Source organism: Cellvibrio sp. BR (assembly GCF_000263355.1).
In the GTDB taxonomy this organism is placed as follows: Bacteria; Pseudomonadota; Gammaproteobacteria; order Pseudomonadales; family Cellvibrionaceae; genus Cellvibrio.
Window position 1 is genome coordinate 237,538 of sequence record NZ_JH668202.1, and the last position, 21,788, is coordinate 259,325.

The 21,788-nt window shown below is 45.3% G+C and carries 20 protein-coding genes and 1 pseudogene; 8 read left to right on the forward strand and 13 right to left on the reverse strand.

Translation table 11 applies throughout. The annotated features are described in order from the left end of the window. Positions 1-10 precede the first annotated feature (10 nt). The 5 genes from brxC to O59_RS11325 form a co-directional block, all read right to left on the reverse strand. A complete protein-coding gene (brxC, locus tag O59_RS11305) occupies positions 11-3,673 on the reverse strand; it encodes a BREX system P-loop protein BrxC (protein WP_007642692.1) in 3,663 nt (1,220 codons plus the stop codon). 21 nt (positions 3,674-3,694) lie between these two features. Next, entirely contained in the window at positions 3,695-4,270 is a 576-nt protein-coding gene (locus tag O59_RS11310) for a DUF1788 domain-containing protein (protein WP_007642694.1), read from the reverse strand. 61 nt (positions 4,271-4,331) lie between these two features. Then, positions 4,332-4,940 carry a DUF1819 family protein gene (locus tag O59_RS11315; RefSeq protein WP_007642696.1) on the reverse strand — a complete coding sequence of 203 codons (609 nt, stop codon included), beginning with the start codon at positions 4,938-4,940 and terminating at the stop codon, positions 4,332-4,334. A 1-nt stretch (position 4,941) separates the two neighbouring features. Beyond that, positions 4,942-5,583 (reverse strand): WYL domain-containing protein, encoded by a 642-nt coding sequence (locus tag O59_RS11320; protein WP_007642698.1) that lies wholly within the window; start codon positions 5,581-5,583, stop codon positions 4,942-4,944. A 752-nt stretch (positions 5,584-6,335) separates the two neighbouring features. Further along, positions 6,336-7,175: a hypothetical protein gene (locus tag O59_RS11325; protein WP_007642702.1), complete on the reverse strand. Its 840-nt coding sequence runs from the start codon at positions 7,173-7,175 to the stop codon at positions 6,336-6,338. 382 nt (positions 7,176-7,557) lie between these two features. On the opposite strand from O59_RS11325, the gene O59_RS11330 reads away from it, so the two are divergent. Continuing rightward, complete coding sequence (locus O59_RS11330) at positions 7,558-7,770, forward strand: hypothetical protein (RefSeq protein WP_007642704.1); 213 nt, start codon at positions 7,558-7,560, stop codon at positions 7,768-7,770. A 53-nt stretch (positions 7,771-7,823) separates the two neighbouring features. On the opposite strand, the gene O59_RS11335 is transcribed toward O59_RS11330, so the two are convergent. After that, positions 7,824-8,156, reverse strand: a complete 333-nt coding sequence (locus O59_RS11335; protein ID WP_040392249.1) for a hypothetical protein — start codon at positions 8,154-8,156, stop codon at positions 7,824-7,826. A gap of 224 nt (positions 8,157-8,380) precedes the next feature. On the opposite strand from O59_RS11335, the gene O59_RS11340 reads away from it, so the two are divergent. Continuing rightward, positions 8,381-9,025 (forward strand): SOS response-associated peptidase, encoded by a 645-nt coding sequence (locus tag O59_RS11340; protein ID WP_081489700.1) that lies wholly within the window; start codon positions 8,381-8,383, stop codon positions 9,023-9,025. Here O59_RS11340 and O59_RS22295 read toward each other — a convergent pair. The 4 genes from O59_RS22295 to O59_RS11355 all read right to left on the reverse strand — a co-directional run bounded on the left by O59_RS22295 (position 8,959) and on the right by O59_RS11355 (position 11,378). Next, the gene (locus O59_RS22295; protein ID WP_081489701.1) at positions 8,959-9,231 is read right to left on the reverse strand and encodes a carbon storage regulator; all 273 of its coding nucleotides are present in this window, start codon (positions 9,229-9,231) and stop codon (positions 8,959-8,961) included. The genes O59_RS11340 and O59_RS22295 overlap by 67 nt on opposite strands. Before the next feature lie 320 nt (positions 9,232-9,551). Then, positions 9,552-10,316 (reverse strand): ImmA/IrrE family metallo-endopeptidase, encoded by a 765-nt coding sequence (locus tag O59_RS11345; protein ID WP_198284791.1) that lies wholly within the window; start codon positions 10,314-10,316, stop codon positions 9,552-9,554. Between the two features lie 10 nt (positions 10,317-10,326). Further along, positions 10,327-10,758: a hypothetical protein gene (locus tag O59_RS11350; RefSeq protein ID WP_007642710.1), complete on the reverse strand. Its 432-nt coding sequence runs from the start codon at positions 10,756-10,758 to the stop codon at positions 10,327-10,329. After that, on the reverse strand, positions 10,755-11,378 hold the full coding sequence (locus tag O59_RS11355) for a hypothetical protein (protein WP_007642712.1): 624 nt from the start codon (positions 11,376-11,378) through the stop codon (positions 10,755-10,757). Before O59_RS11355 ends, O59_RS11350 begins: the two co-directional genes overlap by 4 nt. 152 nt (positions 11,379-11,530) lie before the next feature. Here O59_RS11355 and O59_RS11360 point away from each other — a divergent pair, with 152 nt between their 5' ends. Genes O59_RS11360 through O59_RS11370 form a run of 3 tightly spaced genes read left to right on the forward strand, consistent with a single transcriptional unit; the run spans position 11,531 to position 14,367 of the window. Then, positions 11,531-12,748, forward strand: coding sequence for a nucleotidyltransferase (locus O59_RS11360; protein WP_007642714.1), 1,218 nt, complete (start codon positions 11,531-11,533; stop codon positions 12,746-12,748). Then, a complete protein-coding gene (locus tag O59_RS11365) occupies positions 12,745-13,248 on the forward strand; it encodes a hypothetical protein (protein WP_050977051.1) in 504 nt (167 codons plus the stop codon). The genes O59_RS11360 and O59_RS11365 overlap by 4 nt, the downstream gene beginning before the upstream one ends. A gap of 27 nt (positions 13,249-13,275) precedes the next feature. Next, on the forward strand, positions 13,276-14,367 hold the full coding sequence (locus tag O59_RS11370) for an SAVED domain-containing protein (protein WP_007642718.1): 1,092 nt from the start codon (positions 13,276-13,278) through the stop codon (positions 14,365-14,367). A 156-nt stretch (positions 14,368-14,523) separates the two neighbouring features. Here O59_RS11370 and O59_RS22300 read toward each other — a convergent pair. Both O59_RS22300 and cadR read right to left on the reverse strand, forming a co-directional pair. Beyond that, positions 14,524-14,715 (reverse strand): annotated as a pseudogene (locus tag O59_RS22300) (putative quinol monooxygenase); the annotation flags it as partial. A gap of 397 nt (positions 14,716-15,112) precedes the next feature. Beyond that, positions 15,113-15,508: a Cd(II)/Pb(II)-responsive transcriptional regulator gene (cadR, locus tag O59_RS11380; RefSeq protein WP_040392252.1), complete on the reverse strand. Its 396-nt coding sequence runs from the start codon at positions 15,506-15,508 to the stop codon at positions 15,113-15,115. Positions 15,509-15,649: 141 nt separating this feature from the next. Here cadR and O59_RS11385 point away from each other — a divergent pair, with 141 nt between their 5' ends. From O59_RS11385 to O59_RS11395, 3 genes are all read left to right on the forward strand, one after another. Then, a complete protein-coding gene (locus O59_RS11385) occupies positions 15,650-17,617 on the forward strand; it encodes a TonB-dependent siderophore receptor (RefSeq protein WP_007642724.1) in 1,968 nt (655 codons plus the stop codon). Positions 17,618-17,633: 16 nt separating this feature from the next. Continuing rightward, positions 17,634-18,536, forward strand: a complete 903-nt coding sequence (locus O59_RS11390) for a cation transporter (protein WP_040392467.1) — start codon at positions 17,634-17,636, stop codon at positions 18,534-18,536. 93 nt (positions 18,537-18,629) lie between these two features. Beyond that, positions 18,630-20,603, forward strand: coding sequence for a cytochrome c/FTR1 family iron permease (locus tag O59_RS11395; RefSeq protein ID WP_007642726.1), 1,974 nt, complete (start codon positions 18,630-18,632; stop codon positions 20,601-20,603). Between the two features lie 846 nt (positions 20,604-21,449). On the opposite strand, the gene O59_RS11400 is transcribed toward O59_RS11395, so the two are convergent. Continuing rightward, entirely contained in the window at positions 21,450-21,758 is a 309-nt protein-coding gene (locus O59_RS11400) for a helix-turn-helix transcriptional regulator (RefSeq protein WP_081489703.1), read from the reverse strand. Between the last annotated feature and the right edge of the window lie 30 nt (positions 21,759-21,788).

Consider the following 21,788-nt stretch of genomic DNA (forward strand, 5'->3'; position numbering starts at 1 on the left):
GGAAGCTCCCTTAACGAATGCGCACACGTTTGTTGTTGGCTATGGCTTGTTGCAACTCTTGTTTGAGTGCTGCTACAAACTGCTCAACATCGCTTTCTGTTTCTACATAAATACTGCTGCTGACTTTGCTGAAAATGCTGGCTGGCGTAATTTCCACCACGGGTTTTGGTGGTGGAACGTACACAGGCGCAGGTGTTTCACTAATTGCGCCCACAGCCACTGGAGTTTGGGTTGTGGCTGACGCTGCTTTAGTTGCCTGCTCCGCCGCGAGTTGTTTTTTACGTTCAGCTTCTTGGGCTTTTTGGATGGCGAGATCCAGTTCGTAAAGTGCCTCATCTAAACGTTCGCCAATGGTTTGGCTTTGCAGCATGTAGATACCGGCAATGCTGCTGTCATCGTTCAAGTCTTCTTTTATTTGTTGCAACGGGCGCAAGAGTTTATTGCTTAGCTCTGGTGTTGCCACACCACTTTTAGCAATTTCTGCTTCCAGTTGTGTAATTTTTTCTTCCAACACGGTGAGTGCTTGTGTGCGCCGCTGGGTGACGATTGAATCGTTAACGGTTTCTACCGTGTTAATAAGCCCGGCCACTTTGTGCAACATGCCATAGGGCGATTCGGCCGCCTCTATGGTTTGCAGTTCAGCAAGTGCCGCTTTTGCTCCGGCATCGGCCTCTAGGGCGGATTTGTTTTTGTCGAATTGGCGCAAGGCTTTTTGCAGCTGCTGCCATGTGTGAATTTGGTTGGTAAAAAATTCGTGTATATCGCGGTAGTCTTCTTCTAAGTCAAGGTAGTCATTTTTCTTTTCAACCACTTGTTTGAAGAATTCAAAGCTATCGCTGTGATTGAGCAAACGCTCCAAGGTGAGCATTGAACTTTCAATGACGCGTTTACCGGGGAAGCGGCCTACATCCACTTTGCTTTTGTAGCTTTTTAAATTTCTAAGCCATTCTGCAAATTTTGCCACATAGAATTCAAACAATTCTTTTTCTGTGGCCGGCCCCATAGCAGAGAATAAATCGTGCGTGAGATTGCGCGCTTGCTTTAATACACCTTCGTCGGTTTGGCGCTTACGAATAACCGTGACTTCGCGGCGGCGACGCGAGTTTTGTAAAGGATCAAATGCTTCTCTTAGTGGCAACGTTGCGCCAGAGAGCATAAAGCTAATGCGCCCTGCTGCTGCTAAGCGGCCTAAAATTAATATGATTTCAGCATCTAACCAGCCATAAGGCTTTTTGCTGAACTTCTCCACAATTTCGGCCAAAATAATACTGTCGTGTTGGGTGCGTAGCGCAATAAATTGCTCCACTTCTTTAGTGGCTTGCGGGTTGCCTTCTTCACCATTAAGCGTTAATCCGAGCTGGCCTATATCGTCTGTATTTAATACAGCACTGAGCTCACGCCAAGGGTCTTGCTGCAACACACGTAAATAACCAAGCTTGTTGTAGGTGTTTTCTAGCAGGTATTGGCATACCTCATCGAACTTGGTGTGGATATTGTTGCTGTTGAGTTTTAGGTGTTGGCCAAGCGCATAGACTTCAGATTGCAGGAGCATGTCTTCCAATGCCGCACGCAGGCGCTTTTTACGCTCCTGATTTTCGCGGCCACGGTCTGCCAAAATGCGGGTAATGTCGGCTTGGGAACCATCGTTATTTAAACGAATAAATTTATCGGTTCTGAGGTAAGTACGAAGCTCGCCAAAAAAGCTCACTTCATCTGTCATTTTGAGGATGGCATAGCCCTCAACCGATTTTGTAATGCATTGTGCATCACTATAAAAATTGTAATCAGCACCTAATGAGGAAATAACTTCTACCTTTAAATCCGTCTCCAAACGACCATCCAGCGTGTGGCCATCTAAATAGCGGCCAATACCGTAATCCATTTTGTTGGCGTTATAGCGGAATTTGTTTTTGTCGCGTAACAGATCTTTAAATATTAATTCGCTGAGTGCTTTATTTTCGTCAGAACTTGCGATTTCTGTCGATTTTATTTTCCGGGTGATGTCCCGCTCTTCATTGGTGAGGAATTGGAAAATATCACCGTTGCGGGTAATGAGGCTTTCTTTTTCTAAGCGCTGCAAGCTTTCATCGATGCGCTTACGCAAGCTGAGCTTGTCTTCATCAATTTGCGCTATAGATAAGGTGACTAAGTTATCCAAGGTGCCCTTTACTAAATCCACATAGCGAATCATGAAGAGTGTGCGCAACATTTGCACATCAAAATCGTCGAGCGTTGTATTTTCTTTAGCCTGGTCGATGGTCCGCTTGACTGCCGTATCCAAAAAGCCCTCTACCGAACTGTAAAAACGGTGCATGGGAATCAGTGCGCCTACTGGCTGCCCCGCAATGGCATTTGCGGCCATCTGAAAGGCATCTAACATGGAGCGTTCACCGTAGGCCAAGTGTGCGCCGGTAGCACCTACCTTACGGATCTCTTCAAAGACTTTTTGCACCAACTGGAAGTGGTATGGGGCAAATGGGTAATTTTTTACAAAGCTATCGGGGCCATCAAAATTTTTGAGCGTGGGGCCAGAGCGATCAAACGACAATTGGTTTTTTAGTACATCGCCCATTTTATCAAAAATGGCTTTGAGCTCTGCTTCTGCCTCTGGGGTTTTACGCAATAAACGCTTTTGAATAACTTCATCGGTATTAGAGCTTGAAAGTGACAAGCGCGTTTTAAAACGGCCTGCGATTTTTGAGAAGTCATTGGCTTTGGCAGAGGAGAGCTCACCCAATACAGCATCCATATCGGCCTGCGAGGTGACAATAATCCAGGCGCGACCTTTACAAATAGTGCCCAAGTTTTCGGTGATGGTTTGCAGCGTGAGCATTAATTTGGTGTCGCTGCCAATAAACTGCCCTACTTCGTCCACCAAAAAGAGTACGCGGTGTTTTGGGCTTTGAGTATCCAGGTATTCTTTTACCCAGGTACAGAAATTTTCAACAGAAACACTGAAGGTTTTTTCAGATTCTTCAAACCATTTGTGGGCGGCTTCTGGCGATAAATTTAGCGATTCTGCAAGAGCTTTTTCTACATCATCTTGGTAGAAATGGTAACCGTCGCGTTCAACTTCCCATTGCAAACCACTAGAGGCCGTAAAGGCTTTTTTGAAAGCTTCATAAGCGCCTTTTTGGCTTAGATGGCGCTCCATGTGGGCAACGTGAGGGTGATCGCCACTAAAGCCTTGGTGCTCGTTAAATACGCGCAAAAATACATTGAGAATGGGGTTGCCATCGTCATTGGAGCTGGCTTTGCTGTCGATATTAAAGAGCATGACATCGGCAGTGTTACTTACTGCTTTGCTGATATCCGCACGAATCATCGCATCGCGGATTTTTTGCTCATCAAAAAATTGAACTGCCTGCTTATGATTACCGTTGCTATCTACCGCATCTTTATTTGCCAAAATATAAGACAGCGTTTTTAGAAAATGCGATTTACCCGAACCAAAGAAACCGGAGATCCACACGCCTACACGGTTTGCAATGCTGGGATCACTCAAATCCGTACTATAGGATTCAAAAAACGAACGGAAGTGCTTTTCCAATTCGTTAGTGACTACATATTCATCTAACTCTTGGTGGACGGTTGCATCATCGTTTTGATCTGCCTTTACTACGCCGTTAATGGGGCGATCCAAGGGCTTAATAAATAAATCTTTAATTGTCATGTTGTCTCTTCCTTAAGGCGATTAAGGTATTAATTTAAATGCACGGTAGTAATTATCGCTGGGGATTTTTCCGAATAAGCGCATGGATTGCCCATCGTAATGACCGGGGTAAAACAGCACCATGGGCGTTTGCCCCAGCAGTGAATGAAGGCTATTTAATAAGTTGTGCGCGCGCAGTAATGGCCATACGGAGCCAACACCGGAAATAAACACGATATTTTTTGCAGCAGCCTGCGTGGTTTCCACCAAATAGGGGGCGAACTTATCCATATGCAAAGGGCCAGACAGAGCTTTGAGCAAGGCGTCATCACCTTTCTGTTGTTGTAGTGCTATGGCTTTTTCTACAAAGCCTCGTGAATTGAGGTACTGCACCAATAGTTCTAATAAATTAATGTGCACATAGGAGACTTTGCTGTGCTTTTTAGTGAGCATATTCTCAAGAAATTTTATATATTCACGCACCTCTAACTCGGCGGCAGGGTCGTAATCAAAAATCCAAAAGCCAATTTCATTGCCTAAGCCTTGGCTATTCAAAAATTCGCTCGACAATATTTTTTCGGGTATTTGATTTAAACGATCTTGTAATTGTTGATTCACGTTAGCTTTTCATCCTGAGTTTTTGATTGCTATTTATTGGCGCTAAATTTCATCCAAGCGTTTAACCGGTTCTTAGTGATACTTCCATGCAGTCGATGATTCGCTGCTTGTAGCTATCCTCGAGCATGACTTTCATTTCTGGCCGTAACAATACTTTTTGTAGCTGCAAGTTGCGGTTATTCTGCATATAGCCCGCCTCGATGAGCATGCGAAAAACCACCTGCCCCATTTTCTTTTTGGTGGCATCTTGCCAGGTGCTAATGGATTCATCTTTGTGGGTGCGATCTTCCAAAAATTCTAGCCATTGATACGAAGCCAGTTGATTGGCCTGGGTGATATAGGCATCACGTACTACCGATTCAATAAACTCTACCAATAACAGGTTTCGCTCCAAGGCCGCATAAAATGCCACTTGAGTGGCTAACTGATCATCCCCATCGCGCAGGGCACGCCAAAATTCCGGTGCAATTAATTCCAAGCGTTTGCGAATAGCTTGTGCGTTGCGCTTGGCAGTTGCTGGGCTACGTTTTTGAAGTAGGTTGTCAATTTGAATGGCTTGGTGCCACTCACTCGCGGTCGCATTATTGAGCAACAAATCAGCCACTACGCGGCTTTCACGAACCATGAGCGAGCCGCCGTTCAAATCGCTGTTGTAAGAAAAATCAGCCATGTTACGCGCCCACTATCGCCACAACCCCTGCCGCCGCAACCCCAAATAAATAGGGATTCAACTTTTTACGGTCAGACTCCATAAGCTGTATGGGGAACTGTGCTGCATTAGCAGCCTCTTCTTCTGTTATCGCTGCTTGATAACGCTGCAAGGTGTATTGAGCTAAGGCTTTGCGCACCGTAATTTGCAAGCGTCCATCACCCATGCCGTAGTCTTTTTCGACCAAGGTTTTCTGGGCTTCAGTTAGGCGTGTATTGGGGATAAGCGACAGCATCAGGTTGCTGTTCCAATCCTTATCGTCGGATGGCAAGGGAGCCAGTTGTTTTACAGGCTGAGGGGTTCTGTCGATCCGCGACAAAATGAAATCGCGATACTCTGATCGGGTATGGCAAAAGGCGCGAACATGCCAACGGAAGCCGGTATACACCAATGTGTGCGGAGAGATAATTCGCTCATGCAGTGACGGATTATTCATGGAGGCGTAGAGAATTTTAATACTCGAACCACTGCGACAAGCCCGCACAATCTCCCTAACTATTTCTGGCCTAACTGCCCGATCTGGCAATTGTACGGCTGCGACATTGGTATCCGTTTCCAGGGTTACCGCCTGATACTCAAAGGCCAAACCTGAGATGAGATCCATGTACTCGTTAATGTGCCCAGTTGTTAGCACTGGTCGAAAGCCGGGTACAGGCACGTAAGCCTTAACGCTGGGATCGTGAACGAGGGAATCAGGATTGTGGCTATGAAGGTAGCGCTTGATATCGGACGATGCCTGCTGCCGACTAACGCCAAACCACGCGACGAGCTTATTGGTGACAAGCCTCCCCTCCCAATACGCGAGAAGCTCGATTGCCCTTAGACGGAGAAGTACTTCGTGCTTTTCTTCGGACATGCCCAACAACCCTATTTTTAGATGGAATGATTCTGCATGATCTTTTTAAATATGTAAATTATCAATACAGTAAAGTTACTTTACATATCATGCACAGAGCACCATTCAACCCTGTAGATTAACGCAATAAGATTGTATGGCTTGGATGGTTTGTATGACCCAATCGTATGAACCCGCCGCACGAATTAGTATCGCCACCATAGTATGAGCTGGAATTAGTAGCTAAATACAATGGCCGCAGATCTGCTTTAAATGCAAAATTGACACGATTTGACACGCCAAGACATTCATTTTTCGCTTATAACAATATGATTTATCTAGAAAAAAACCCAACAATCAAAAAACGTCTCTTTTTAAAAGCGGGCAAAGCAAAAAAGCGACGGAAGGGTGAGTATTGTATTGAGCGTGGGGCGAATAGTATTGCAAAGCAGGGGATAGTATTGGGATGGTTTGATCGTATGGAGCGATAATACAATGATCAGGGCAGATTAATCTCAATACTATTCAATGCCCGTTACGACATACAAATGCGTATTGCATGTTTTGCACATGATCGGCTCACCCGAATTCGAGAGCCATTTGGACTTGCACATTTTACACGCGAGAATTTGTGGTTGCGGTTGCTTAACTTGTGTAGGAGCCTCGATTTGCTGCGCGACACCAGCCTGAACCACGAATAGATTTTGCTGCAATCGTTTTCGCACTTCCACTTCGCGTGGATGATACAGCCAGCGCTTCGAGGTTGTATTTTCCGAAAATAAATCCGTTACCGCTTGCTGAATAAGCGCAGGCGTAGTGTGAGCGCCCTCGTATTGATCCGCGATGTACAGGAGGTCTACCAACAAAACCCCGTTCGATGCCCCCATGACATTAGGCAATGATCTGCCGGGGTGATCTAATAAAATATCAATTAAATGACCGCCTACCATCGCCTGCAAATCAAATGCGCCCCCTGCTGCGTATTGATCAATCCTCAAAATTTTGCCTTGTGTAACGGGCAAAGAAATAGGATTGGACGTAAAGGAGAAAGACGTTTTTATGACCTGCCGCTCATGCAAAATGTAATCTGGTGTTGCTAGCGCAAGAGACTCGCCCTTAACCATCTGCTCAACAACAAAACGCTTGCAACAGACATAAAAAGAAATTTCGCAAAACGAATGTTCCTTTATTTTCGGATCTTTATCGTGCGCAAAGTGCCATTGATTTATATCACCTTTGCGAGCAACTACCGATGCCCCACAGCTGGGACAAACACACCCACAACCCCTGCCAGATACCACGCTACCGACTTCGACTAACTCTCCGGTTGCGTGATTAATTGCGAAGGGGATTTTTTGCATGGGTTGAGTAGCGGCTATTAGTTTGGAATGTGAGGTTAACTTGAGCAGGGTCGGTAGAGGCGGACATTAAATTTTATGGCCACCACCAGCTACACGGCGCTCAACCTAAATCTCAATGATTTCTATTCGCCCCTTAGGGTTACTCAGCACCAAGCTGGTATCGATTCTACCATTTGCGTGAACCAATTCTAATTTATTTAGCGCATTTAATTATTAGCCATTTCTTGATTATCAATTTTGACTATAGCCGACTCTTTGGAACCATCATAATTTGGGGTTGCACTCGGCCAACCAAAAAATCTTACACATACCCCCTACCACCTTGCTATTCACTTATACTGGTTTACGTAAGCATGTGTCGATTTTTTAGGGGGAAACACCTATGGCAAGATTTATTATTGAATATTCCGATAGAGAGACGATTAATGATCAGCTCTGTGAGCGCGCGGCTAGTTTGAATATCTCGCCAGAAGAGTTGATTAAACGTTTTGTTGATGCCGGCATGGATAATGGTGACCAATCACCGAGCATTGCTGCAGATAGCCTTGATAATTTTTTTGTGAAAAACGGTACACTAAATGCCGTCACAGAATGATCTGGCACCCATAACGAACACTAGAAATAAAGGAATTGCTAATTTAGCGCCGCTTAATAGTCTGAAAATCCACCGCTAGAACCCCAAGTATCATCCGCACCTGGAAGCATATCGGAAGACCAACCACAATCGGTTTCTAACGAACCAGAATAATCATGCGATAAGTCCGTACCGAAAGGATTTCCTTCGATGTCTATACCGCCCGCACCATCAATCATCGGAAGACCGTTGGCTGGATTTATCGTAAACTCTTCATGAAAATTTGATTCGAGCGAATCTATTCCAGTATTAGAAAAAATCTCATTACCAGCTGCAGAAATATCATCGCAAACAGAAGGAGCTGGGTTTGAACAAAAAAAATCAGTAAGCCAGCTAAATTTACTCATGCAAATTCCCCATTGTTGATTTGCACCTTAATTTGACCCACCTATGCATCCAAAAAATGACCCTGAAAAAACGTGCAGAAACTCAAACCTCATTTAGCTTTGCAGCTATTAGCTATGGGTCAAAATTCAATGCAAAAGCGGGTCAAATTAGGGCCCAAATCAACAGTATAGCGTCAGGTTGACCATGGGAGTCAACCGAATGCTTAGAACTCTTGGGAGCAATTATGTGCAGTCGAATCTTTGTAACCCCCGGAAATCCCCTCAAATTACTTTTGGCGCAGTTTGGGCTGAATGGAGTGGACTTGCCTGAGATAAATAACTTGGCACCTACAGAAGCTGCCCCGGTGGTTTATCGGGATGGCAGTAGTTTCAATATTTCACCGATGCGCTGGTGGCTGCACCCATCCTGGTCACCAGAGGGGCCCAATCAGAAGTTCGCCATGTTTAATGCCAGGATCGAGACGGTTTTAACAAGCCGCGCATTTCAGGGGCCGGTGCGCCACAGGCGCGCGATAATCCCTGTGTCTGGCTTTGTGGAATTCAAAACCCAGGACAAACAAAAGCAGCCGTTCTATGTACAGGCTGCCTCCGGAGAGACGCTGGCAGTTGCCGCGATGTGGGAGTGCTGGCAGAACCAGGTGTGGAGTACCGCAATGATTACCCAAGCGGCAAGTGAGTCATTTGCAGAAGTCCATGATCGGATGCCTCTGTCACTGAACGCAGAGCAGATTGCCCGCTGGATGAATCCTGAAGAGGATGTCAAAAGTCTCCTTCAGGAATTGCTTGGGCAGTCAGCAGGGCTTCACTGGCGTCCGGTTGATCCGCGAGTGAATAATGCTCGCAACAAGGAAGGCGTCGTGTTTCTTTGAGGTTGCACCAGATCTTCTGGCTTGCTGGCGTACTGTGCACTCCCATGGAGTTCGTCTAATTCTTCTCGCAAAATTTTCACGCTGGCGGGCGCTACAAAACCAAGTTTCGCTTGATAGGTATTGCAATCATTGAGATGAACTTTGATTAAGCCATCACTGGTGTGAATGTGGATAACCTGGTTCGGGCGGCGGGTGAGTACGAGCATTTTGAACTCCTTTTCAATGTGATTGTTTTTGCCCCAAAATCTAATCGTAAATACTCTAAATCAAAAAATCTAGGCGCTGATCTGAACTAAAAAGAGCTTTGTGACACAGTCCGACATCGGCCAATAGCGGAAGTTCAATGCCCTAATTTTCCCGCCTCAGAACTGACCTGAGCCTGTACAATTTAGCTGTAGTAGTGGATATGCATATAATATTCTTCCTCACAGCAGAACAACGAGACGCGCACCAGTGGCTAATTTTTTAACTATTCGTTATGTGATTTTCTGGCTGCGGGAAGATTTAGGATGATTTTCAACGCTTATCAATTATTAATTTCTATTAATAATTGCTTTTCATCCTTCCACCACAAAACAACGATAAAATCAGTTCCATTAGTAAACACACTTTCAATTAAGGTGTATTCATTCGAGTTTTCAGATTCTATCCATTTATCTGCATCAATCTGTAAAGCATTAGATGTAACGAAATATTTATTCGGATGAATAACTCTTTCAATCGGCCAAATATTTTCTGGCACATTTGAATTTCGTGAAAACCATTGGCGTTTTCCATACCTATCCCAACAAATAATCATACACGGATAGATACTCTTTTCGACCAGCCTAATAGCAGCACTAGTCAAAGAGACATTGAACATATTTGCTGCGCACCGTATTGAATCTGACGTAACATCTAGCGCTTCGCAATATTTTTTCCAAATAAATACAGGCATCATTAAATCAGCTGCGAAAGCATTAGCTCTAACTTCTCTATGTTGCCCAAAGTCACCGGGACGATTTTCTCGCTGCCGCATGGCATTTGTATCACAGCGAAATGGCATTTTGGGTCCTCTGTCATTTACCCAGTGCCCAAGTTCATGTCCTAATGAAAATCTTTGCCTTTTAGGATGCGCGTTACTGTTAATTGAAATTATGGCCTTTGCTGTGGTACCAATAATGCTGCCTTCGCATTCAGTTAAAGCGACTCGTTTAACTTGCGCATTTAAAGAGAAAGCTATTAGATCCAGATCTATATCACTTGGCTCGTAGATGCCCAATCTTTTTAATATATCCTCAGGGTTCTGCATATATCGCATATCAATTTTCTATGTCGTTTGGATCAATCAATCCCAATTCAACCAAATTTTTCCAAGCTTCAATGATAGCCTCATCACCTACCTGTCCACTTTGCTCTCTAAACGCTAAAAGTAAGCCTTCCGGTAAACTTTCTGAGCGATTCATTACTGCTGCTATACTTCTTAACATAGAATCAATCGTTACATTAGCAGCTGCTTTTTCTACTGAGCTTTGTTGTTGGCGTTGTGATTCCATAAAATCTTGTTTAAGCTGTTCTAGGCGAGCATCGCGATATTTTTTAATTTGAACATTAATATCCTTACGTATGGCAGTAATTTTTTCATACGAAATGCCATGAGGCGAATTAATTAATGAAGATGTCTCTTCATCACTTGCCTCTAGGGTTGACTGAATAATTAGCTCATTTAATGAGCGAAGATATGCTTTAGTCATGATGTGATCTTCCACCATTTAATTCCTTCTGGGAAACGTTTTCGCATTTTGTCTTTTATACGCTTTTCAACGTTGCGATAAACCTGATCCGTAAAGTTACATATAGTAAGAATTTTTGATTTAACCACTTTATCAAGATGGTTTTTTAAATAACACATAGCATCTTCATCGGTTTCGAAAATTTCATTTATTTTAGTTATCCAATTTGAAATGATCTTTGCAGATTCCATTTCTTCTATCGGCTGTTCTGCTGGTGCACTGGACAATTTCATGAGCGGAGCTATAGGCATTTCGATGTCGCCATCAATTATATTCTCCATGCTATCCGTGTATGTCATGAGTGATCGCTTTTCTTCTTCATTGCTAATGATGCTACGTCCAGTCATAACTAAAAAAGGCACCATTTGCTCTCCCACTGGCCAGCGTCGTTCACAAGCCAGTACCTTGGTTATCACTTCACTTATGACATCTGAGTCGGACATTCCTGCTCTCCCTTCGCAGCCATCCTGGCGATAAATCTGACAGATTCTGGCTATTTCAAGTTCGGTGAGTTCTGCCAGTTTGTCCTGTACTTCTATATCCGAAAAATGCTGTTGTGCATCTTTGTCCATCATGTTCATTTATTGGTTTTCCTAGGGTGATACTCCTGAAATCAGAAAAGTGGCAAAAAAAATCGCCACTTTTTGAAAGTCGTCAGTAAATGATAGTAGAACGGGTGTTTTTTGAACATTACACCTTATATACAACTATTTAGACCATACCTGGAGAGCTAATGAGCACTCAATTGCCCCCAAATAACATGCTTGAAGACATATTTACAGAGATAGCTATTCGCATTCAGCTCCCACCAAGTAAGTACCGACTTGCCTGCGAGCGTTACAAAACCATTGCTGATTATCTTGAGCGCGATGGAAGCCCCCTTAAGGACCAGATTGCACGCTTTTATCCTCAAGGTAGCATGGCTATAGGAGCAACTATTTCTTCTAGGGGCCATGACCAAGAATATGACATTGACATAGTAGGGGAGCTTTTATTGCCCAGTGATACGCCCCCCAAGATCGTATTAGATACCCTGTATACGGCTATAAAGGGGGAGAAGGGCAGCAGGTATTACGATATGGTTAAAAGGCGCACGCGCTGCGTGACCATTTATTACGAAGATGGAATGCACCTTGATGTAACACCGGTAATTTTACAAAGCTCATACCCAGAGAGAACAAGCGATCTCTTTCACGATGATCCAGATAAACCATATGAAGAACCGGCAAAATTGCTGATGAACGCATGGGGGTTCTGTACTCTCTTTAAGGCCAACACAGCAGATACCACCTCCTTTGCTGACAGATATAGCCGAAGTGTCCGTACTTTTGATGTTTTAGCAAAGGCCGAAACAGAAGAAGTTGATCCTCAGGAAGATCCTTCAAGAAAGTCCTCAGATGTTGTTGCATTACAGTTAATTAAACGTTTTAGAAATATCCAATATAGCAACCGGGAAGAACGGCTACCGCCATCGATATTATTATCAAAGTTCGTAAATGATGCAGCTAATCCAATGGATTCCCTTGTGGACGCTTTAATTTATCACACAACTTTTATTCGTCAGCAACTTGTAGGAGCTGATCGTACTTTCAAGTTGATTCATGAAGTAAATCCGACATGTGAAGAAGATTGTTTTACTGATCGGTGGCCATTGAAGATAAGCGAACAACGGCAATTTATTTCGGATTTAAATTATTTATTAGATTCTCTTAAAAAATTAAAGAGCTCTGAACTCTCAATTGACCAAATCCAAAATTTGCTCGCTGATTTATTCGGAGAATTTCCAGTTAAAGCAGCGATTCGTGCAACTCAAGAAATGGTAGGTAATGCCACAAGATCAGGGTCAACGGGTCATAAAATTGGTGGCGGAATTTTATTGGGTGCTACAACATCCTCGCTCATGCGAGGAGCCAAGGCTAATACTAATATGGGAGGTGATTTCCCAGCATGATATTAAGCCTGGATCAACAAATTGAAGCTATGAAAATAGCTTATCCCAACCTACCTGTTGTACGACAATCTGATCGTGCTTGCATTTGGTTCGGAGGGATTCGGCCAAATCAAAAGACCTTTTGCATTTCCATATATTATCGTCCCCCAATAGTGCCTGAAATATTTACTGCGGGTATTCAACCGCGTGTTCAGGTGTTGTCTCCCATATTGGAACGACACTACGATTTTGAAGAAGGCCCAACACCTCACGTTTATCGAAACGATGAAAATCCATTGCTGCCATACTTATGCCTTTTTGATTCTGATGCGAATGAATGGACGCCTGAAGATTCTATTGCAGAAACCACTATTCCTTGGACAGAACGATGGTTGATAAATTATGAGTTTTGGATTGCAACAGGAAAATGGGCAGGTGGTGGTCGTCATGTAGTCCAAAGAAAGTTTGAAAACCCTGAACTTATTTTTGATGGTCAAGAAGCAATTCAATCCAATTATTAAATTTCACCGATTTAACAAGGAGCTTTAATGCAGCGCCATTTAGACAACTTTATAGCAGGAGCCATTGATTGGCTTTGGCGCAAACGTTCCCCAGGTCTTACTCTGATAAGAATTAGTATCACCGTACTACTGGCATTGCTAGGAACCAGCTGGGCAATGAAAATTATTGTTCCATCCCCATCTGGCACATTTCAAGTTGCATTTGATATGAATCAAGGGATACCAGCATATTTGATTGTCGTCTCACTAGTACTTACTGTTATTTTGTTTGTAGTAGGAATAATCCTGCTAATCCTCGAAGAACGTAACCTTGGTAAGAAGCGGGCTATCGCGATAGAACTGCGGGGTCTGCGTTACACAACCGGGCAAGCGCTGAAAGACAAAATTCCGCGCAACATTCTCGGACGCAGAGATCAAATCTTGGTAAATATCATACGATCAGATGGCCGCATTCTCGATCCTGAGGAAGCTCTTCAGCAAATTATTCATTTGCCAACATCAATGGCTAATATCGAAGCCGGTGTTGATCGTACTGATATTGCATTTGTTGCTGGTGGTCTTGCACCTGTACCTTTTAGCTTTCTTATGGGCATTCAATTGGATGATGAAAGTGGCGTGACACTTATGGATTGGGATCGCAACGGAAATTATTGGCGCGCACTTGACGGGAAGGATGATGGATGTCGTTTTGTAGTAAGTGGTATGGATAAAGTTGGTGAAGCTGAAGAAATCGTCCTAAGCGCCTCAGTTTCATATCACACCAACTTAACTGCTGTAACCAGTACATTCTCGGGGCAGCCCATCGTATCAATGACGTTGACGATACCGTCGACAGATGGCCATTGGTCGGAAGCAAAACAAGCTGCTCTCGCTCAAGAATTTTTTAATACTGCACGTGCGTTGTGCGGTACGAACGTCAAACGCGTAAATTTGATTCTCGCGGCTCCTAACAGCGTAGTTATTCGTTTTGGTCGTATTTACGATAAGCGCAACCTTCCGGCGCTAACTGTTTGGCAATATGAAAATGGTCAAAATCCGCCTTATCCATGGGGAGTAAGCATGCCGGTAGCGGGGCAAAAGGCGAAGATCATCAGGCGATCAAATGGCGAATTAAATTAGTGAGCTTTTAGAGTTTCTTGATGAATTCGGCCAAAAGCGGACCTCAATATATTCGAATTCAGACCATGACAATTTGCTGAGCCTGATACTTCTCTTGGATATTGAGATCAAGCCCTTTTACTGTTTAGTCAGCTTTGCAGCCAGTACGTCTGCCTTCTAAATAATTGGAGGCTCCGCTAAGAGTTCTGTCGCATTCGCCATGAGTGCGGCCGCTATGGGGCCAGCAAGGTGAGCCTCGCGACTTGCCTCATCAGGAAAAGCATCAAATATTCCAAATCTGGATGAGCTGAGTTTTATCGCAAACCAAACAGTGGTACCTGCTTCCTGATTGGCAAGTTCCAAAGCACTTTTTACGTGAAAGTATTGGCTCAACATCATCTCGACGCGCTTAATACTAAAATTATCGAGCTGACGCAGATGCGGGACGTTATCCAGGGACTAGTCGCTCATTGTCACGGCAATGAGCGCCCCGATTGTCCAATTATCGCTGGTATTGCGCAATCACCTCAGAGGGGAGCGCCAACGCTATATTACGAATGAAAATTGCCATACTGGTTTTATCAGACATGGCAATCTGGCTGTGCACGACCACCTTATTCCAAGTTTTAAATTCGCAGGTGATTAGCATCGTACGCAGCGCCATCTTCAGACGATAGAGGCACGTACAAGGTGTTACTTCTGCATCATTGGAGGTGGCAAGGACACCTTGGTGCCCGCTTTTCGTCGTCCTTCGCCACTACGAACGTTATTCCAACTTCGTTAGCGCCTGTAAAATCCCGCAGTCTTTAACGGCTCGATTGTTATTGCATTGGGTACGCAGACCCACGAGTTGTCCCCGTAACGCGGTGAGTTCGGCAATGCGCGCATCGACTTCCTGTACATGCGTATCAACGATATGGTTGATCTCTTCACACGCTTTTTCAGGTGTTGCCTGATACTTAATCAATTCACGTATTTCACCGAGCGTGAGTCCGAGATTCCGGCACTGTTTGATAAATCCCAACTGCCGTAGTGACTCCGCGTCGTACAATCGATAATTACCTTCCGTTCGATGCGGAGCGGATACCAATCCCTCCTGCTCATAAAATCTGATCGTTTGGACAGATACGCCCGTTTGTTTCGCCAGGGCACCAATTTTCATGTGAATACCTCGCTTGACCCTCTAGTAGCTATAGAGTTTATAGTGAGGTCATTGAATTTAATACAAACGACAATGTTGCCATGCGTGATTGCGGCTCATGTTTTAAATTATCAAAAAACCTGACTAAGGAATAATCAACTGATGCGGTCCCATTCTCTCTTTAAAAAAAATAATTTACGAAATTTGATGTTGCTTGCATCGTTACAGGCGGCGACCTTGATGAATGTTCCAATGGCTTCTGCGGACGACGATGATATCGAAGAAGTTCTCGTAATATCTTCACGCACGAAGGCTACACTCGACGACTCACCGATGCGTGTGCAAGTGCTTAACGAAGAGGAGCTGTACGAAAAAGCCAATATGAAGCCTGGCGATATCCGTATGGTGCTTAACGAGAGTACGGGGATACAGGTACAGCAAACTTCTCCCACCAGCTTTAATTCAAGCATTCGCATCCAGGGTCTGGATGGGCGCTATACACAACTGCTTCGTGACGGTTTGCCCATCTATTCGGGATTCTCAGGTAGCCTTGGTCTTCTGCAAATCGCACCATTGGATTTACAACAGGTAGAAGTCGTCAAAGGAGCCTCCTCAACACTTTATGGTGGGGGCGCTATCGCCGGGTTAGTAAACCTGATTTCAAAGCGACCTGGTGAGACACCCGAAACTTCATTGATGCTAAACGGAACCTCAGCCCGTGGCTTGGATGTTTCCGGCTTTCATTCGCGTCAATCGGACTCGCATGGTTTTACCCTTTTTGGAAGTTACAATCGCGGCGACGCTTATGATCCAGCTGACAATGGGTTGACGGCCATCCCGGAGTTCGAGCGAGTCACTGTCACGCCGCAATGGTTTTATACCGTCTCTGACGACACCGACCTGGATGTCGGCATAGGTTTTATCGATGAAAGTCGTCTGGGCGGCAGCATTGATTACGTTGAAGGTCGAGCGCCCGATGAGTATTTCGAATCCAACGATACCCAAAGAATGTATTCCCGCCTTAACCTGAATCACGCCTTGGAAAGCGGCCTACGGCTGACACTGAAGAGTGCCTATAGTGTGTTTGATCGTAGTTTGGAAATCCCGGACTTCGTCTTTTCTGGAAAGCAGACATCCACTTTTAATGAGTTAACGTTAGCGAATGATGAGGGCGAAGGACGCTGGGTTTTAGGGCTTAATGCGGTCACCGAAAAGTTTGATCAGGACCAAGCCCAAGTCGGATTTAACCACGATTATTCAGAGGAAACTGTTGGGGCCTTTGGGCAGTATACGCGCGAATTGTCATCGCTCGTCGTTCTCGAAGGTGGGCTGCGAGCCGATTCCCATTCGGATTATGGTAGCTTCATATTGCCTCGAATTTCCGTTCTCCTGTTGCCTATGGACGACCTTACGATGCGCATTGGCGGAGGTTACGGTTACAAAACGCCTAACTTGTTCATCACCGAAGCAGAAGAAATACACTTCAGAAATCTGGAACCAATAGATCCAGCACTGTTTGAGGGAGAAACGTCTAAAGGCGTGAACTTTGACATCAATCATCGTCTTGAGATAACCGAAGAACTGAGTCTCAGCACCAACTTCCTTGTGTTCTACACACAGATTGATGATGCATTGGAAATCGTAGAGAGTGGTGAGATTTATCGATTCAATCAACTTGATACTGCCGTTAAAACGGACGGCGCAGAATTGAACTTGACGTTAAGCTTCAGCGAACTGCGTTATTTGTTTGGATATACCTATGTTGATGCACGAAAGGAAACAGCATCAGGTGACGTCGATTTACCACTTGTCTCACAGCATCGTGTTAACCAAGTCGTTATGTGGGAGCGGGAGGACGATTTTCGGGTGGGTTTTGAAGCTTACTATTTCAGCGAGCAGAATCGGGAAAACGATACTGCGGGAAGGAGCTATTGGACCTTCGGCTTGATGATGGAAAAAACACTCAGCGAACAGGTCACGGCCTTCCTGAACTTTGAGAATTTCACGGACAGCCGTCAAACACGCTATGAAAATATTTATAGCGGTAGTTTGGCTGATCCGGTTTTCCGGGATATCTATGCACCGCTGGATGGCCGTGTGATCAATGGCGGCGTTCGAGTACGATTTTAATCTGGAGGAGGCGTCTATGTCAGTCGAGTTGAAGCCAGGCCCTGAAGTTAATCCTAACAACGCTGGACCGATTGGGCAAAGGCCGGAAGCAAGTGCGCAGGCTGACGTGACTTACGTGAGCGTCTTTACGGTTCCTCAGATGGATTGCCCTTCAGAAGAGAACTTGATTCGCACTGCGTTTGCTACCGTTGAGGACTCACCTACCTTCGAGTTTGACCTCGCTAATCGCAAGGTGCGTGTGTATCACCGCGATACAGTAGAGAAAGTGACCCAGATCATGAAGTCGGTTGGGCTCGGCGCGCAGTTGGAGTCGTCTGAGTCGGCGGATCACGAAGCCGTTCAGCAAGCTCAGCACGCTACGCAATCCAGTGAGGTACAAGAAGCGCGTGTATTACGATGGTTACTGGCCATCAACGCTATGATGTTCGCGATAGAGTTTGGCGTAGGCATTGTGGCGCAGTCCACCGGACTTATCGCTGACTCGCTGGATATGTTTGCTGATGCCGCCGTATACGGCGCGTCCTTGTATGCGGTTGGCAAGGCCGCAAAACTGAAGCTTACAGTGGCTCATATTTCCGGTTGGCTACAGGTAGCGCTTGCTCTTGGCGTTCTATTTGAGGTGATTAGACGCGCGATCTATGGGAGCGAACCCGTTTCTACGCTGATGATGGGTATTGGTGCGGTCGCCTTGATGGCTAACATTACGTGCTTGTTATTGATCTTTAAATCGCGTAACCAAGGCGCTCATATGAAAGCGAGCTGGATATTTTCTGCAAATGATGTGCTGGCTAACGTGGGGGTCATTACTGCGGGAATCCTTGTGGCGGTGACCGGGTCCCAATTACCCGATTTGGTTATCGGTATCATCATCAGCCTAATTGTATTAAACGGCGCCAGACGCATCTTATTATTAAAATAAGGTGGTGTTGCAGTTTCAGGCCTGCGCCTACCTATTAAAAAATTATGAGTGATGCATCACTCGGGCTGATTTATATCCGCTTGATCTCTAAACTTGGAGCCAAAAATAAAAGTGAATAATCAAAAGGGTTTCTTTACACGAATCATCAGTGTTGTTGCAGCATGGATTTTAATTTCAGGCTCTGTATTCGCACAACCCGGTGGATCGGGAGATGTCAAACAGCTGTGGCAGCTGCTTGATTATGTTGCGGTCGATTACAGCGGAGCTGTAGCCGATGGTGCCATCATCAGCGAGGCTGAGTACGCTGAGATGCTGGATTTTACGGAGAATGCAGGCACGTTATTACAATCTCTTCCAGAGCATGAATCCAAACCCACTATTGCCGACAAAATTGCCGAGTTGCGCGCAGCTGTCCTACGTAAAGAGGCAAGCAACGAAGTTTCCCGGCTTGCACATGTGGCTAATGCATCCTTGATAACTGCCTATCCATTTCCAGTCGCTCCACAAAACGTACCCGACCTTGCTCGCGGACAGACTCTTTATGCAGCGCAATGTGCTACATGCCATGGTGTGGCCGGAAACGGTGACGGTCCGCTCGCTGAAAACCTGGAACCCAAACCGATTGCATTTACAGATCCTGAACGCGCTCGCACGCGAAGCTTGATCGCTTTATATCAGGTGATTTCCCAAGGCGTGGAAGGTACATCAATGGTAAGTTTTAAAGCTCTACCTGAAGAAGATCGATGGGCGCTCGCATTTTATATCGGTACGCTTTCCTTCAACGAATCCATGCGCGAACAAGGTAAGCATTTGTGGAACGATGATGGACAAATAAAGGGCCGCTTCACTGATCTGGCCACGCTTACTACAGTTACCGAAGCGGCACTGGCCGAAACAATACCGGAAAATAATGCTCGCTCTGTCACTGCCTACTTACGAAGTCATCCCAAAGTTGTAGAAACAAATAAACCTGTGGGGTTGGCGTTATCTCGATTGCGCCTTGCAGAAAGCCTGGCCGCTGCGCGAGCCGGAGACCGGAATCTCGCGACGCGTTTGAGCCTGTCAGCATACCTGGATGGATTCGAGCCGCTTGAGCCGATAGTAAATACCCGCAACGGATCTTTGTTGATTGCCGTGGAAACCGCGATGCTCACCTATCGCTCGGCAGTCGCAAAAGGAACCATTGAACAAGTGGAGGCGGCGGCAGTTCAATTGGAACAACTTTTTGTGCAAGTTGATGGGCTGATGCAAGACGCTAAGGCCGACCCTAGGACAACGTTTGTCGGTGCGCTCACGATTCTCCTACGCGAAGGTATAGAAGCGTTGTTGATTGTTATCGGCATGATTACCTTCTTGAAAAAGACAGACAGGCCTGAAGTGCTTCACCATGTCCACAGAGGGTGGATAAGCGCCTTGCTTGCTGGCGTGCTGACATGGGTCGTGGCCACTTATCTCATCGGCATTAGCGGAGCTAACCGTGAGGTGACTGAGGGGATCGGATCTTTACTCGCAGCAGTCGTTTTGCTTAGCGTTGGATTGTGGATGCACCAGAAAAGTAGCGCTGGCAAATGGCAAGATTATTTGAAAGAAAAATTATCTCTAGCAGTGTCGCAACGTTCAGCGTGGGCATTATTTGCGCTGGCTTTTATCGCGGTGTATCGCGAGGTTTTTGAAACCGTTTTGTTCTATTCCGCACTGGCAGCGGACGGTAATAGCGGCGCATTGATAGCAGGTTTTTTCACAGCCTTATTGTTATTAGTAGTCATCGCGTGGGTATTGTTGCGCACAAGCGCACGTATGCCGTTGGGAACATTCTTCTCTGTCACATCCATTTTGGTGGTCGTGCTTGCAGTAGTGTTAACTGGCAAGGGCGTATCAGCTTTGCAAGAGGCCGGATGGATAGGTGTGACGCTCATTACGATTCCACGAGTGGAATGGCTCGGACTCTATCCAACACTGGAGACATTAACATCACAGGTAATTGTTGCCCTAATCGCCTTGGGAGGCTTCGGTATTAGCTGGGTTAACACGCGCAATAATGCGGTAGAAAAAGCGAAATTGAATTAATGGTCCATGAGGTTTCTGTGGCTGTGCGCTGGCCACCTCGCGATATGGAAACGTTTTTGCTTACGTTTCAGCAATTCGCTTAGTCAATTAAACGCTACATAGCACTTAGTAAAAAATGGATTGGTTTGAAGATGCGATGTAGCGTTTAATTTTATCCAACAACGATCTATTGAAAAGGCCGTTATTTCAATGACATCAAGCGGCCATTTGCCGGCAACTTTCTGCACACTTACGACAGGCTTCCACACAAGCTTCCATTTCACCTACCTCTTCACAACTTTTTGCACAAGCCTCACAAATATCGGCGCAAATTCCACATAACTGTGCGCTGAATGACGACCCACTTAACTCTAGGCACGCCGAGGCTTCACAAATTTTGGCGCAATTAAGCATAAGCTTAAAATGCTCGGGTTCGACGTGCTTCCCACCCATCTCCAAGCAATGATTAAGAGCGGTGGAATAACAAATGGCGGAACAGGAAGAACAAATATCAGCGCAATCGGAATGCATGGCGGTATGAGACATAGTCGTATCCTCATCAAATGTTGTCGTGATGACAATGGTGTGAATGTGTAGAGTTTTATACGTGAATGCTGTTAGTTACCTTGAATGGTGTCGCTAAGAGCGTACAGCTGCTTTGCACCTATGGCGCAGTAATCCGGCAGTCCGGTTTCGTTTGGAAAACCGAATTTCGAAAACGTTTCAGGCATGTTGAGATAAGGTCGCGTGGTTACTCATCGGCAACCTCATTGATGAGGAGAATCTGATTCGAGCGGGACGGAATTGTCCCGGATGAAATGTACTATGTCAGGGAGCATATGCGGTGAAGAGAATGAGAGATCGAACTCAGCGGTCGGATTGGAGGGATTGAATTAAGACATCCAGTCCTTCATGGGGATCAGCGCCGATCACCTGACAGTACCTCACAAATTCAAGGATCTCGATTTTGCGACGGTCCTGTTCCATTTTCCCCAGAACGGAATGATGCCTCCCCAGCACATCGGCAGCATCCCTTAGAGACAAACCACTCTCATCCCGTTGCTCTTTCAGCCAGGTTCTCAGCTTTTCGTAATGAGAGGAATAAGGAGATGATTTCATTGTCTCGATAATAGAGACAAGATAGAATGTCGCGAAATTCGAGACATGAGGCGTCAATATGAGGTCCGGCGGTAAAAGCGTTGAATT

Bases quoted from the DNA above. Each gene is read 5' to 3' on its own strand.
- O59_RS11330 (WP_007642704.1), top strand. From the start codon at position 7,558: ATGGCAAGATTTATTATTGAATATTCCGATAGAGAGACGATTAATGAT.
- cadR (WP_040392252.1), bottom strand. From the start codon at position 15,508: ATGAAAATTGGTGCCCTGGCGAAACAAACGGGCGTATCTGTCCAAACG.
- O59_RS11320 (WP_007642698.1), bottom strand. From the start codon at position 5,583: ATGGATCTCATCTCAGGTTTGGCCTTTGAGTATCAGGCGGTAACCCTG.
- brxC (WP_007642692.1), bottom strand. From the start codon at position 3,673: ATGACAATTAAAGATTTATTTATTAAGCCCTTGGATCGCCCCATTAAC.
- O59_RS11340 (WP_081489700.1), top strand. From the start codon at position 8,381: ATGTGCAGTCGAATCTTTGTAACCCCCGGAAATCCCCTCAAATTACTT.
- O59_RS11370 (WP_007642718.1), top strand. From the start codon at position 13,276: ATGCAGCGCCATTTAGACAACTTTATAGCAGGAGCCATTGATTGGCTT.
- O59_RS11350 (WP_007642710.1), bottom strand. From the start codon at position 10,758: ATGACTAAAGCATATCTTCGCTCATTAAATGAGCTAATTATTCAGTCA.
- O59_RS11390 (WP_040392467.1), top strand. From the start codon at position 17,634: ATGTCAGTCGAGTTGAAGCCAGGCCCTGAAGTTAATCCTAACAACGCT.
- O59_RS11315 (WP_007642696.1), bottom strand. From the start codon at position 4,940: ATGGCTGATTTTTCTTACAACAGCGATTTGAACGGCGGCTCGCTCATG.
- O59_RS11325 (WP_007642702.1), bottom strand. From the start codon at position 7,175: ATGCAAAAAATCCCCTTCGCAATTAATCACGCAACCGGAGAGTTAGTC.
- O59_RS11385 (WP_007642724.1), top strand. From the start codon at position 15,650: ATGCGGTCCCATTCTCTCTTTAAAAAAAATAATTTACGAAATTTGATG.
- O59_RS11335 (WP_040392249.1), bottom strand. From the start codon at position 8,156: ATGAGTAAATTTAGCTGGCTTACTGATTTTTTTTGTTCAAACCCAGCT.
- O59_RS11345 (WP_198284791.1), bottom strand. From the start codon at position 10,316: ATGCAGAACCCTGAGGATATATTAAAAAGATTGGGCATCTACGAGCCA.
- O59_RS11365 (WP_050977051.1), top strand. From the start codon at position 12,745: ATGATATTAAGCCTGGATCAACAAATTGAAGCTATGAAAATAGCTTAT.
- O59_RS11360 (WP_007642714.1), top strand. From the start codon at position 11,531: ATGAGCACTCAATTGCCCCCAAATAACATGCTTGAAGACATATTTACA.
- O59_RS11355 (WP_007642712.1), bottom strand. From the start codon at position 11,378: ATGAACATGATGGACAAAGATGCACAACAGCATTTTTCGGATATAGAA.
- O59_RS22295 (WP_081489701.1), bottom strand. From the start codon at position 9,231: ATGCTCGTACTCACCCGCCGCCCGAACCAGGTTATCCACATTCACACC.